Raw genomic sequence first — 13083 nt, 5'->3', positions numbered from 1 at the left:
GGGGCGTGCTCGCCGCACGCCCCCGTCTTTTACCGATGCGCGTTGAGCGAGATGACGTTGTGCATCGTCTCGTCAGCCGTGGAGAGGAATTTCTTGATGTTGCGGGCCGCCTGGCGAATCCGGTGTTCGTTTTCCACGAGTGCCAGACGTACGTAGTCGTCGCCCTGCTCGCCAAAGCCGATGCCAGGTGCCACGGCCACATCGGCCTTTTCGACGAGCAGCTTGGAGAACTCGAGCGATCCGAGATGGCGGAACTTCTCAGGGATCTTCGCCCAGGCAAACATCGTGGCTGCCGGCGGCGGCACCTCGAAACCGGCCTTGCCGAAACTTTCGACCATCACATCGCGACGACGCTTGTAGATGTTGCGGACTTCGGCGATGTCGCTGCCGTCACCGTTGAGCGCCTGGGTGGCGGCAACCTGGATCGGCGTGAACGCACCGTAGTCGAGATAGGACTTCACCCGCGTCAATGCTGCGATCAGCCGCTCGTTGCCAACGGCAAAGCCCATGCGCCAGCCGGGCATGGAGAAGGTCTTCGACATCGAGGTGAATTCGACCGTGCAGTCGATCGCACCCGGAACTTCCAGGACCGATGGCGGCGGAGCATCGTTGAAGTAGATCTCGGAATAAGCGAGATCCGACAGCACGATGATGTCGTGCTTCTTCGCGAATGCGACCACGTCCTTGTAGAAGTCGAGCGTTGCCACCTGCGCCGTCGGGTTCGACGGATAGTTGAGGATCAGCGCCAGCGGTTTCGGGATCGAATGGCGAACGGCGCGCTCCAGTGGTCCGAAGAAGCTCTCGTCGGGCTCGACCGAGATCGAGCGGATGACGCCGCCTGCCATCAGGAAGCCGAAGGCATGGATCGGGTAGGTCGGATTGGGGCACAGGATCACGTCGCCAGGTGCTGTGATCGCCTGCGCCATATTGGCGAAGCCTTCCTTGGATCCAAGGGTGGCAACGACCTGGGTGTCCGCGTTCAATTTGACGCCGAAGCGGCGGGCGTAATAGGCGGCCTGGGCACGACGCAGCCCGGGAATGCCCTTCGACGACGAATAACGATGCGTGCGCGGGTCCTGAACGGCCTCGCAGAGCTTGTCGACAATCGACTGTGGAGTGGGAAGATCCGGATTGCCCATGCCGAGGTCGATGATGTCAGCACCGGCCGCTCGCGCGCTTGCTTTCAAACGGTTGACCTGTTCGAAAACATAAGGCGGCAAACGCCGGACTTTGTGAAACTCTTCCATCTCCAAACCTCGTTTGGCGCACGTCTCCGCCAGCGGTTGGCCGTCGCGAAAACATGCGCTTTGGTGAACGGCCGTCACTGCGGCCATTGAACGCTTTGCGTCCAAATCACCCGAAACGCAAGTGCTAATTCGCGATCTGTTTCAGCGTGTCGGAGCCGTGGTCTTCGGCAAGCGCACGCATTTCCTTCATGCGACGCTGATACTCAGCTTCGGAGATGGAACCGGATTTGCGCGCGGCACCGAGCGAGCTCAACCGCGCCTGCATATCGGCGGCTTCCTCATTGGTCATCTGCTGCGTCGCCGCCGGCTTCTGACCGTAGACGGAGGGATAGTTTTCGAACGGGGTCTTCTGGGTGTTGCAGCCCGCGAGCGTGCCGAGGAGAATGATCCCGGCAACCCAGGTGATGGAGCGCTGTTTTCCGACGGCGAGCATACTGACAAAGACCTCTGTTATCGTGGCGCGACGATGCGCTAGCCCTTGTAATCATTTTCGGGCAGAATGTAAAAATACAAAACAAACAAGATGCTGTGGAGGAAACCGGGTGACAGCAGACAGGAATGCCGAAGGCCACGCCGGCAAGGACGGCTTTGCTGGCTTCGACCCGAAGTCCGTTGAACCCTACATCGTCAAGGATCCGGAAGGCCTCGCGGTCAACCTTGCCCGCGCTATGGAACAGCTTGGCAAGGCGGCTTCCGCCTGGCTTGCGCCGCGCGAAACCGGCGAGAAATCCGACGTCTTTGCCGAGCCCGTCACCGACATGGTCAAGACGCTGTCGAGGGTTTCCGAGTACTGGCTTTCCGATCCGCGCCGGACGCTGGAAGCACAGACCCATCTCATGGGCAGCTTCTTCGAAATGTGGTCTCGGACACTCCATCGCATGTCCGGCGATGCGGCTGCCATCGATCCCGCCAGCCTGCAGCGCGCCGACAAGCGCTTCACCGATGAGGACTGGGTCAAGAACCCGTTTTTCGACTTCGTCCGGCAAGCCTATTTCATCACGTCGGACTGGGCCGACAAGATGGTGCGCGACGCCGAGGGCCTCGACGATCACACCAAGCACAAGGCTGCCTTCTATGTCCGGCAGATCTCGAGCGCGCTCTCGCCGACCAATTTCGTCACCACCAATCCGCAGCTCTACCGGGAAACAGTGGCGACCAGCGGCGCCAATCTGGTCAAGGGCATGCAGATGTTTGCCGAGGATGTGGTTGCCGGTCGGGGCGATCTGAAGATGCGCCAGACCGATACCAGCAAATTCGCCATCGGCGAAAACATAGCCATCACCCCCGGCAAGGTCGTCGCGCAGAGCGACGTCTGTCAGGTCATCCAGTACGAAGCTTCGACGGAAACTGTCCTCAAGCACCCCCTGTTGATCTGCCCGCCCTGGATCAACAAGTTCTACGTCCTTGATCTCAACCCACAAAAATCCTTCATCAAGTGGGCGGTCGACCAAGGGCACACCGTCTTCGTCATTTCCTGGGTCAACCCGGACGAGCGGCACGCGGCCAAGGATTGGGAAGCCTATGCGCGCGAAGGCATCGGCTTTGCGCTCGACACGGTCGAACAGGCGACCGGCGAGCGGGAGGTCAATGCCATCGGCTATTGCGTCGGCGGAACACTGCTGGCCGCAACGCTTGCGCTACACGCTGCCGAAGGCGACGAACGCATCCGCTCGGCGACGCTGTTTACCACGCAGGTGGATTTCACCCATGCCGGCGATCTCAAGGTCTTCGTCGATGAAGACCAGATCAGCCAGATGGAAGTGGGAATGCGGGCGACTGGTTATCTCGACGGTTCGAAGATGGCGACGGCGTTCAACATGCTGCGTGCCTCCGAGCTGATCTGGCCCTACTTCGTCAACAACTACCTCAAGGGCCAGGAGCCCCTGCCCTTCGACCTGCTCTACTGGAACTCCGATTCGACCCGGATGCCGGCGGCCAACCACTCGTTCTACCTGCGCAACTGCTACCTGGAGAACCGCCTGTCGAAGGGCGAGATGATACTGGCCGGCAAGCAGGTGTCGCTCGGCGACGTCAAGATTCCGATCTACAACCTCGCAACGAAGGAAGATCATATCGCTCCTCCGCGGTCCGTCTTCGTCGGCTCCTCGTCGTTCGGCGGCAAGGTCACCTATGTCCTTTCCGGATCCGGCCACATCGCCGGCGTCGTCAATCCGCCGGACAAAGGCAAATATCAGTTCTGGACAGGCGGCCCTCCCAAAGGAGAGTTCGACGACTGGGTCAAGACGGCCAAGGAAACGCCTGGGTCCTGGTGGCCGCATTGGCATCAGTGGATCGAAAAGCTCGACAAGAAGCGCGTGCCTGCGCGCAAGCCCGGTGGCACGCTCAACACGCTGGAAGAAGCACCCGGCTCTTACGTGCGCGCCCGCGCCTGACGAACAGACGGAAATCAATCTTGACCTTCGATCGGCCGTTGGTGCCCGCGACACTTGTGCAACGCTACAAGCGCTTCCTTTTCGACGCCACCCTTCCGGACGGCACAGCATTGACCGGCTCATGCCCCAACACCGGCTCGATGCGCGGGCTGACGACGCCGGGTTCGCGGATCTGGATGTCGGAACATGACAGCCCGACACGAAAGTACCGGCAGATGCTGGAGATCGTGGAGGCCGACGATACGCTCGTCGGCATCAACACCGGCCTGCCCAACCGCCTGGCGGAAGAAGCCATTCGCCTCGGTTTGATTTCCGATCTCCATCGTTACCAGTCGCTTTCTCGCGAGCAGAAGTACGGGCGCAATTCGCGCATCGATATCCTGCTCAGCGATCCGGTCCGCGGCTCCGCCTATGTCGAGGTCAAGAACGTGCATTTCAGCCGGACCCGCGGCGTGGCCGAGTTTCCCGACAGTCCCACCACGCGCGGCGCAAAACACCTGGAAGAACTGGGCGACATGGTTGAAGCCGGCCATCGCGCGATCATGGTCTACCTCGTGCAACGCAGTGATTGTGACAGCCTGAGGATCTGCCGCGACTATGACCCCGCATATGCCGCAGCCTTCGATCGCGCCATGGCGCGCGGTGTCGAGGCCTATGCGGTGAAATGCCTGATATCGCCGACGGAGATCGCGCCCATCGGCCTGATCGCCGTCGACGACGCGAATGTCGCCACTCTTTGCACCTCAGCCTGAGTGATGCTGCCAACCTGCAACAATCTACGGATAGGCGCAGGCATTGTTCCGCGGTAGGCTTGATGACGAGCCAGGAAAAGCGCCGCACGCCGAAATACTGAGCTCGGAATCGCGCACTCAATTCCTCATGGTGCGCGGGAGTGGACGAGGCCGCCCCTGCTGCATTATGAAATCAGACAGGAAACAACTGAAAGTTCTGGAATGGTGACTTACATCGAGGCGGGGTCTTCGCCCTACAAAAACACCGGCGTCATCCGCCTCTACGGGCCGGAGGGGTTTGAAGGCATGCGCAAGGCCTGTCAGGTGACGGCGCGTTGCCTCGACGAGCTGGTGTCGCGGGTGCGACCGGGTGTGACAACCGAAGAGATCGATCGCTTCGTCTTCGAATTCGGCATGGACAACGGCGCGCTCCCCGCAACGCTGAACTACCGCGGCTATACGAAATCCTCCTGCACTTCGATCAACCACGTGGTCTGCCACGGCATTCCCAACGACAAGCCGCTTCGCGACGGCGATATCGTCAACATCGACGTCACCTATGTGATCGACGGTTGGCACGGCGATTCCAGCCGCATGTATCCGGTCGGCGAGATCAAACGTGCCGCCGAGCGGCTTCTCGACGTGACGCATGAGTGTCTGATGCGCGGCATTGCAGCCGTGCGCCCCGGCGCGCGCACCGGCGCCATTGGCGAAGCGATCCAGGTCTATGCGGAAGCCGAACGCTGCTCCGTCGTGCGTGACTTCTGCGGACATGGCGTCGGCCGGCTTTTCCACGATGCACCGAATATCCTGCATTATGGCCGCGCCAACGAAGGGCCAGAACTGCGCGAAGGCATGATCTTCACCATCGAACCGATGATCAATCTCGGTCGCCCGCATGTGAAAGTGCTCGCCGATGGTTGGACGGCGGTCACTCGCGACCGGTCTCTCTCGGCGCAATACGAACATACGGTTGGCGTGACGGCGGACGGCTGCGAGATCTTTACCCTCTCACCGGCCGGGCTCTTCAAGCCTGATATGGCCGCCATGGGCGCCGCATGAAGAAAAACGCCCGTTCATCCGCAGGCGATGCGACGCAGCCGGCGGATGAACGATCGTTTTTTGCAGATCTCCTGCCGCAGGCTCCATCTTTACCCGACACGGATTCTGTGACGGCGGAGGCGCATTACCTTGGCCACCGCGACCGGTTACGCACCCGGTATCGCGAGCACGGCGATACCGCGCTTGCCGACTATGAAATCCTCGAAATGCTCCTGTTTCGGCTGATCCCGCGAAAGGACACCAAGCCGATCGCCAAGGCGTTGCTTGCCCGTTTCGGCACGCTCGCCGGCGTGTTCGGCGCGCCTCTCGCACTGCTGCAGGAAGTCAAGGGTGTCGGCGAAGCGGTAGCGCTCGACCTGAAGCTCGTCTCAACGATCGGCCACCGGACGCTGAAAAGTGACCTGCGCAAGAAGCATATCCTGTCGTCCTGGTCGGCCGTTATCGAGTATTGCCATGCGGCGATGGCATACGAGACCAAAGAACAGTTTCGCATCCTGTTTTCACCTTTCCTTTTTCGCTTACGTTTCAACTGATTAGCTGAAACGTCCCCCAAACGTCCCTCCGACGTCCCCTACTCTGTGTTCTCGCTACGTTTCGTCATGCGCATCTTGGCCACGCGGCTCGTCTGCTCAAGTGTGCCTCGGTTATACCGCGCGCTCGTTTGTCGGTTCTTGTGGCCCGCTGACTTCATGACGTCTGTTTCCGCCGCGCCCAAATCGTATGCCTCGGTAATGGCGCCCGCTCGAGCGTCCATGTTCCAAACGGCCGTGGGCACGCCGGCTTTATTGGCGATGTTCCTCCAACGTTGTGTAAAGTTTCGATGCTTGTAAGGTTCACCGGTCGTCTCGGCGATAATCATCGGACCAACGCGACGCTCTGCCGGAACAGCCGCGATCTCTTCAAGGACCGCGGGATGTAGTTTTAGGTCGTGCTGAACTTTGAAGCCGGTTTTCACATGCTTCTTCCTGAGCACAAAATCTTCGTCGATGTCAGTCCAAAGCAGGCCGTTGACCCAGATCGTGTCTTTATGGCGAATGCCCCCTTCTACAGAGCTTATTGGCTCCCACTCACCGATTACGTCCTTCTGACGCATCGTGAGCGAGAACTGCAGCGCGGTCGCAAGAGCGATCGAGTGCCACCCCAATTCGTGAGCTTTGGCGCGGACAGCCGCGACATGCTCGTCGGTCAGAATGGATTCTCGTGCAGGAGGTGTCTTGAACCGGATCTTCGACAGGATGACGTCCGCACGCACGCAATCCTCGTACCCGAGCGTTACCCCATAACCGATGATCTGCCGTAGGGCGTCCATAGTGTGTTTCGCACGCCATGGCCGTGGAGCTCTATTATCCGACTTTGGAGATCCCCAAGACGCGTGCCATCGCTTGAAATCCGGACCAAGAAGGTTTCCGATTTGCCGCGACCCAACGGTTGCTTCAATGATCGTGAGCGACTTCACGAAGTTGATGCGGCTGTTCCACTTCATCGTCTGAAGTGGCGAGTCTTCATTGACTTGGAAGAGCCTGGAGACACTCCTAATTGTACCGTCGTAGCCTGGCGCCGAAGCACCACCGTTGGCCGCCCACGCGAGCATCTCCGCCTGCAGTATCTGACATCGCGACGCAAGTTGCAGTCGACCTTCGGGCGTGTCTGGGTAGTGAAGCCGGATGCTCGAAGGTCGATATCCACGCTTTGCCAAGTCGGCACGAGCCATCCAGTATTCTCGGACTGTCCCGTCTTTATTGGTTTTGCGCTTGAGACCAGGTGCGTCTGTCAATTCCAGTTCTCCACTCCGTCGGCGGCAGTTGGAAGAAAGCGCCGCCCCAAGCCGTGGCGCCGATCGAGAAACTCACGAACGGCCGGCCAGTAGCGGCAACCCGTCATCGGATCGATGCGTGGCAACCCATCTTTCTCCCAAACTGCGGCAAGGGCCGCCCATTGGGTCTTGGATTTCGGGCCTAGAACGCGAGCGGCTATAGAGGCCTCAGAAAGATACAGAGGCGAGTTGTCGTTGGCGGCGGTGCGCATCAGGCGACCACAAAGACTCGGCTTTGTTCGCGGATGCTCATTGTCTCGAGCGCGTCGATTGCCCGTACTAGGCCGTGCACCAATGCTTCGCCCTCCTCGGCGGTGAACGTGAAGGTGTACTCTTCCTCTTTCATGTTTTTGAGGTTCACCTTCTGATCGCACAGGTCGGTCAGAAGCGGCCGTAGAGTATCAAACTGCTGCTTGAGAATGGAGGCAACAAGCGCCTCATCGTTATTGGCGGTAGCGGCTTCGGGGGGCAATTTCGGTGTCTGGATATCGGTCATGTATTCTCCTCTTCGTGTTGGTAGGCCTAGACATCAAACCAAACGTCCTGTATCAGTCATTTTGTAGGATAACTTTACAAATAAGTCAAGCAAAATGTCTGAAATGGGTCCAAATGTCTGATGGGTCTCTTCTTGCGGCACAGGTCCGCGCAGCCCGCGCCCTCCTAGGATGGTCGCAAGGTTATCTGGCAGAAGGTGCGAACGTCAGCCGCTCGACGATCGCCGACCTTGAAGGCGATAAGCGCGATCCGCACGAAGCGTCGCTCTTCGTGATCATGAATGAACTGGCTAGCGCCGGCATCAACTTCACGGAAAGGGGGGTGGAATTTCGAGAATTCCCACCCCGCCAATACGTTCCGACCGGCATCAAGCAGAAGAATCGGTAGAGACCGGCCAGCGCGCTGCTTGTGTTGGCGCAGGTGGTGATCGCGCTGGCCACTGGTATTAGGTAGCGAGCGGCCGCGCCTGTGACACGCGACCGCCCGCCCGATCGCCGGTTCACGCGGCAATCGCCCCCGCGGGGGTCTTGATAAAAGGCCCCGTCGCCTAGTGGCGCTCAGGGGCAAAGGGCCGGAGGTACGGCCGGAAACTAGTTGGCCTGCAGGGCTTCTGCAGCGTTCCTCATGGCGTGAACCTGGAAACAAAGCTCGTCAAACCCAAGCTGGTCGCGGAACTGGGTCTCGTGAAGATCTTCCATCGCTAGGATGTTCCGGAAGACTTCATCAACGAGCGTGACTGCGATCTTGGCCATCATTTGCAGATCGTATACTTCACTCCGCCAGGGATGGTGCGGGCGGCCGTCATCGGCGCCCTTCACCTTTTTGCTTAATCCGGCCTCGCCGCCGGCCTGTCTTAATCTTTTCCCCTCATCGTGTTCGACGGCGATCGCCGGCATCGGTCTTAATCTGCGAACGTTGGTCATGTTTGGTCTCCTCATGTTGCTTTCGTAGCAGTGTGTTTGTACACTGTACCGACACAATAGCCGATTCTGGTTCTGTGTCAACACGTGTTTGTACAGGGTACCAATATGAAAGCTATTCAACTGAAAATGGCCCGCGCTGCTGTTGGCCTGGGCGTGAGGGAGCTCGCTGAACTTGCGGGCGTCACGGCCAACACCATCACTCGCATAGAGAACGGAGCCGACGCGAAGCAGTCGACGCTTGACGCGCTTCAGGCAGTCCTTGAGCGGGACGTCATCTTCCTGTCCGACGGCGAAACGACGTCAGGGGGCCCAGGCGTTCGTCTGCGCGATAAGTTTGGACAAGGAACTGAATGATGGCCAAAAAGCCTAAACTTGAACACTCCGAACTAGCGGGCGAGTTCACGGACGATGGGATTACCGTTCTCGTCGATATCTTTCGGCCGGCTGGAGCCGATGGAGGCTGGTCACTAGAAGTCATCTCCGAAAATGACGACCTCACGACCTGGGAAGAGCCGTTTCCGACCGATGAGGAAGCTTTCAACGAGTTTCTGGCGACTGTCGCGCGGGACGGGCTCAGATCATTTTTCGAAGTTGATCCATCGGTGCATTGACGTCGCCGCGCCGAGCAAGAAACCAAGTACCTCATTGATATTGTTCTACAAATTTGTCAAAATTCGCCTCTCTCGACTGTTGACGCACATCGCCAGATAGATCATGCACCGCGCCTCCCAAGAATCGCTATAGGCGCCCCACGTGACGAAACAGACGACCCAGAAGCCCAAGCCAAAACGCTCCGCCGCAAAGGCGCATGCCGAAGCTCTAACTGAATCCGCAGACGCCCGACAGAAGCGCGGGCAGAAGCCGCGGCCGATTGTCGAATTCCCAGAACCTCTGTTCGACGATTGGGATGATCCCTCAACGTTCGCCGAAGCGCTGCAGCTTCATATGCGCCGCCACGGCGACACGTGCTGGTACCTGCATCGCGCTATCATCCGCCCAGGCGAAACATTCAATCGCAAAACGATCGTCGTCTGGTTCAACGGTGAAAAGCCACCGAGAAGCGTCCAGAGCCTGGAGATACTCGGGCGAATAGAGCGCCGGTATCGTCTGCCTGCGGGCTACTTCAAGAGCAAGCTGCCTAACCCTATGCGTGCGACTAAGGGCCACGATGTCGGTGACGAAATTGGGGATGCCGAACGCCGTCGGATGGCTTGGCACCTGCCCGACGACTTCAACTCTCTTCCTTTTGAGAAGCGAGAGGAAATCATCGAGTGGGTCCGGCGCGTCATCATCAGCGGCACGACGGAATACCGCCGCTTCCAAGCGGCAGCGATTAAGCAGCGCTATGCGATTCGGTTCCCTGCCCTGACCGGCCGTTCGGTTTCACCGGTTTGGGATATCGAAGACGAGGACCCGAACACCGTCGACCCTGACCTTCTTTCGGGTAGCCTCGATGCACCCGCAAGCTTGGCGGCCGAGATGGAAAGTCTTGTCCGGTTCAAGACGACCACGCTCACTGATTTGGGTTTCCAGCGAAATGGCGTTTGGGGCGAGGAGACTGCTGCGCAAAAGATCGAACACCTCGGATTGATGTTCGGCGCCCTCTCTGCATCGCCGGACGAGGGTGTGCGGGGCTACGGCCTTCCTTTTGAGCGGCTGACATTCGGCCTGCTCGCGTTTCCTGGCGTTTGGGATTGGTACCTGCGCTGGCGCGAGCGTCGCCGAGGGTTTTATACGACCTGGGAAGTGAACATGCTGTCCATCGCTCTTGCCCTGACGCGCAAGGAGACGGGCTGGCTTCGGCAGCACCCCGAGTTGCTTATGCGGGTTCGCCCCGTACCAGGGCTTATCTCCGAATCCGAAACCACGGCTGCGTCCAGTGATTGGCATGGCTACTGCGACAATTTCTATCGTCACCTCACCAACCGCTTGAAAGAAATTCAACGCGTCGCGCGGGTCCATCGCGATCCGTTCGAACCGATCATGTGTGTGCTTGAAACCGATAGCCCGCTCTCGGAGTACCGAAAAATCACCGACGAGATCCTCGCTCGGATGCCCGATGAGAAAAGGCATCCGCGAGCCGCGGCAGAAGCCGTGCGGTCGTTCCTCCTGCTGCGGCTGGGCCTGCATCTAGGTCTCAGGCAGAAAAATCTGCGGCAAATGCTCGTATGTCCTCGAGGCCGACTTCCAACCACCGAACGCCGCTTAGAGGATTTGAAATGCGGTGAGCTACGTTGGAGCGATCGAGAGAACGGCTGGGAAGTGTTGATCCCCGCCAACGCGTTCAAAAACGCAAGCTCATCGTTTTTCGGTCAGAAGCCATTCCGCCTGGTGTTGCCCGACCTCCTGGACCTCTACCATTACATCGACGCCTACGTGAGCCGACACAGAGCAGCGCTCATTGGTGAGATCAAAGATTCGGGAACCTTCTTCGTCAAGACGACGAAGTCGAACACCAAAGACGCGGCATATGACAGTTCATCGTTTTACGAAGTCTGGCGTCTCACCATTCAGCGTTACGGCATCTACAATCCATATACCGGCCGTGGAGCAATCAAGGGCTTGCTGCCTCATGGGCCCCATAACGTGCGCGACGTCCTGGCCACCCACATCTTGAAGAAGACCGGTTCCTACGAGCAGGCGAGCTACGCGATCCAAGACACTCCAGAGATGATCCGCAGCCATTACGGCAGGTTCCTGCCGGAGGATAAGGCCGCCCTGGCGGCGCGGATTCTGAACCAGGTTTGGATGGCGGCTTAAGGATGGTCGACGAAACAGTGCGTGATGAAATTGTCGTTCTGATGAGAAGCGGAGATGGGTACTTCGACCACGACCGTCTGTCGCTTCGGCACCTCAAGAACGTCGTTCCGTCGATCGGGGACCGCCTCACACTCCATTTAGACGATGAAGGACTCGGCGTTTATCAAGTCGAGCAACGCTACCTGGCAGACCTGCGCCTCGTCGACAATGGAGGAGACGACGGGTGCTTCTGGGTCTTGGTCGTTGATCAGTTTCATGAAGATCACTTCTGTGAATTGGACCTTACGGTCCGCGCGATTTATCGCGAGGATTTCCACAGAACATGGAAAGGTGCCGTGATCCCCGCTGCACCGCCTCAGTATGAACCCGTCCCGCCGCCCGATCTCCCGAAATCCAAGCGCATCAGCCACAAGATGAAGGATCCTGCGTATTGGACACCTGAGCGGAAAGAGACGATGCGCAAGAAGCGTGAGGCTCGACTGGCGAGGATGAGAGCGATGGAGGAGTTAGAGAAAAAGCGGTGATGTGCCGAGGGGCTCAGCTCCGGCGCTGATCCCCCTTAGCAGCACTTGACCCGCAGAGGCGCATACCGCAGGGCGATTCCACATCAATTCCATTGGTGAAAGGACCGTCGATGAACCACCCTGACAAACTGATGTTCAAGCTCGGGAGGCTGTTCGAGGCATCCGCGTCCGGCCGGCTTGCTGTCGTGCTCGCGTTTGTGTTGGGGTTGGTTGCGATCGGCGCGTGGACAGCGCCGACGTTTGTGCCGCTGTTAAGATGATGTGCGGCTACCGATATTACCCCTCCAAAGTCGCGGTTGCGCCTTTCTCGACCGTGGGGCAGCTTGCCGCCACGTTCACGCGACAAGCGGAATCGGAATGTTCGCTCCATCACTTCGTGACCCCGGGTTTGTTGAACTCGTCGACGAGCAGCCGAATGGTAAGTTCGTTGTCTGGGATGGTCAGGCCACTGGCTTACCGCGTGCGTACGGCCGCAAGGAACGTTGGCTAGTCGAGCATCTTGAGAGTGGCCGCAAGCGCTTCTACAAAACAAAAAAAGAGGCACGTGCCGACGCTAGGAAGTGTGCACAGGCTGTCGGCGATCAGGCGCGTTGGTGGGAGAGCGGCTGGGATATTTTATAGGCACCATCGATCGTCACAAAACCGTGGATTGAACCCCAAAAACAGCAACTCTGGATATCGTCCCCTTCCCGCGCGCAAAACCGCGTGCTTACGTCTGTGCGGGGTATTTTAGTAAAAGCTGAGGGGAATTCATGAAAGTCCGTTATTTCGCGCTGGTCACTGTGCTGGCTGCTTCTTCGTGCGCCAAGCGTCCGGATGCGATCGTGCCTGTCGATATTCCGATGGCTGCCTATTCGAACCAGAGCTGCCAAGGCCTCGCACAGGAACTGATTAAAGAGCGCGCAGTTCTCTCAAGCCTGTCCAAGCAGCAGCACGACGCAGCAACTGGCGACGCCATGGGCGTCTTTCTGATTGGTGTGCCCATGTCCAGCACGTTCGGCGGCGACAAGGAAGGTCAGGTTGCTGTGTCGAAGGGCAAGGTGACGGCTATCGAGTCTTCGCTGAAGGCGAAGGGGTGTAAGTAGCAGTAAGGCGCCCAGATTTCGCCAGTCCACCCACTTTTTTCATCGGCCCT

The 13083-nt window shown here is 58.8% G+C and carries 15 protein-coding genes and 1 pseudogene; 11 read left to right on the top strand and 5 right to left on the bottom strand.

The window, feature by feature from the left end; translation table 11 throughout:
• Nucleotides 1-29 precede the first annotated feature (29 nt).
• Nucleotides 30-1247 (bottom strand): LL-diaminopimelate aminotransferase, encoded by a 1218-nt coding sequence (locus tag HT585_RS20885; protein ID WP_176354761.1) that lies wholly within the window; start codon nucleotides 1245-1247, stop codon nucleotides 30-32.
• 124 nt (nucleotides 1248-1371) lie between these two features.
• A complete protein-coding gene (locus HT585_RS20880; RefSeq protein ID WP_176354760.1) occupies nucleotides 1372-1680 on the bottom strand; it encodes an SHOCT domain-containing protein in 309 nt (102 codons plus the stop codon).
• Between the two features lie 109 nt (nucleotides 1681-1789).
• On the opposite strand from HT585_RS20880, the gene phaC reads away from it, so the two are divergent.
• The 4 genes and pseudogenes from phaC to HT585_RS20860 form a co-directional block, all read left to right on the top strand.
• Nucleotides 1790-3640 (top strand): poly(3-hydroxyalkanoate) polymerase subunit PhaC, encoded by a 1851-nt coding sequence (phaC, locus tag HT585_RS20875; protein WP_343214060.1) that lies wholly within the window; start codon nucleotides 1790-1792, stop codon nucleotides 3638-3640.
• A 20-nt stretch (nucleotides 3641-3660) separates the two neighbouring features.
• Nucleotides 3661-4392 (top strand): DNA/RNA nuclease SfsA, encoded by a 732-nt coding sequence (gene sfsA / locus HT585_RS20870; RefSeq protein WP_176354758.1) that lies wholly within the window; start codon nucleotides 3661-3663, stop codon nucleotides 4390-4392.
• Nucleotides 4393-4593: 201 nt separating this feature from the next.
• Nucleotides 4594-5433: a type I methionyl aminopeptidase gene (gene map, locus HT585_RS20865; protein ID WP_176354757.1), complete on the top strand. Its 840-nt coding sequence runs from the start codon at nucleotides 4594-4596 to the stop codon at nucleotides 5431-5433.
• Nucleotides 5430-5933 (top strand): annotated as a pseudogene (locus HT585_RS20860) (JAB domain-containing protein); the annotation flags it as partial. The gene map and the pseudogene HT585_RS20860, both read left to right, overlap by 4 nt.
• Nucleotides 5934-6004: 71 nt before the next feature.
• Here the strand turns inward: HT585_RS20860 and HT585_RS20855 are convergent.
• Together HT585_RS20855 and HT585_RS20850 are read right to left on the bottom strand one after the other, a co-directional pair.
• Nucleotides 6005-7207: a site-specific integrase gene (locus tag HT585_RS20855; protein ID WP_176354756.1), complete on the bottom strand. Its 1203-nt coding sequence runs from the start codon at nucleotides 7205-7207 to the stop codon at nucleotides 6005-6007.
• A gap of 250 nt (nucleotides 7208-7457) precedes the next feature.
• A complete protein-coding gene (locus tag HT585_RS20850; RefSeq protein ID WP_176354755.1) occupies nucleotides 7458-7742 on the bottom strand; it encodes a hypothetical protein in 285 nt (94 codons plus the stop codon).
• Nucleotides 7743-7855: 113 nt separating this feature from the next.
• Between HT585_RS20850 and HT585_RS20845 the strand changes: the two genes are divergently transcribed.
• Entirely contained in the window at nucleotides 7856-8128 is a 273-nt protein-coding gene (locus HT585_RS20845) for a helix-turn-helix transcriptional regulator (protein ID WP_176354754.1), read from the top strand.
• Nucleotides 8129-8331: 203 nt separating this feature from the next.
• Here the strand turns inward: HT585_RS20845 and HT585_RS20840 are convergent, their stop codons facing one another.
• Nucleotides 8332-8664 (bottom strand): hypothetical protein, encoded by a 333-nt coding sequence (locus HT585_RS20840; protein ID WP_176354753.1) that lies wholly within the window; start codon nucleotides 8662-8664, stop codon nucleotides 8332-8334.
• A gap of 105 nt (nucleotides 8665-8769) precedes the next feature.
• On the opposite strand from HT585_RS20840, the gene HT585_RS20835 reads away from it, so the two are divergent.
• The 6 genes from HT585_RS20835 to HT585_RS20810 all read left to right on the top strand — a co-directional run bounded on the left by HT585_RS20835 (nucleotide 8770) and on the right by HT585_RS20810 (nucleotide 13033).
• A complete protein-coding gene (locus HT585_RS20835) occupies nucleotides 8770-9018 on the top strand; it encodes a helix-turn-helix domain-containing protein (protein ID WP_176354752.1) in 249 nt (82 codons plus the stop codon).
• Nucleotides 9018-9275, top strand: a complete 258-nt coding sequence (locus HT585_RS20830; protein ID WP_176354843.1) for a hypothetical protein — start codon at nucleotides 9018-9020, stop codon at nucleotides 9273-9275. Before HT585_RS20835 ends, HT585_RS20830 begins: the two co-directional genes overlap by 1 nt.
• Before the next feature lie 142 nt (nucleotides 9276-9417).
• Nucleotides 9418-11424: a hypothetical protein gene (locus HT585_RS20825; RefSeq protein ID WP_343214058.1), complete on the top strand. Its 2007-nt coding sequence runs from the start codon at nucleotides 9418-9420 to the stop codon at nucleotides 11422-11424.
• 2 nt (nucleotides 11425-11426) lie between these two features.
• On the top strand, nucleotides 11427-11948 hold the full coding sequence (locus HT585_RS20820; protein ID WP_176354751.1) for a hypothetical protein: 522 nt from the start codon (nucleotides 11427-11429) through the stop codon (nucleotides 11946-11948).
• A 357-nt stretch (nucleotides 11949-12305) separates the two neighbouring features.
• Nucleotides 12306-12569, top strand: coding sequence for a hypothetical protein (locus HT585_RS20815; RefSeq protein ID WP_176354750.1), 264 nt, complete (start codon nucleotides 12306-12308; stop codon nucleotides 12567-12569).
• Nucleotides 12570-12700: 131 nt separating this feature from the next.
• Nucleotides 12701-13033, top strand: coding sequence for a hypothetical protein (locus HT585_RS20810; protein ID WP_176354749.1), 333 nt, complete (start codon nucleotides 12701-12703; stop codon nucleotides 13031-13033).
• Nucleotides 13034-13083 lie beyond the last annotated feature (50 nt).

The sequence above is a fragment of the Ensifer oleiphilus genome, assembly GCF_013371465.1.
GTDB classification, from domain to species: Bacteria; Pseudomonadota; Alphaproteobacteria; order Rhizobiales; family Rhizobiaceae; genus Ensifer; species Ensifer oleiphilus.
This window is presented reverse-complemented; position numbering and strand designations above follow the sequence as displayed.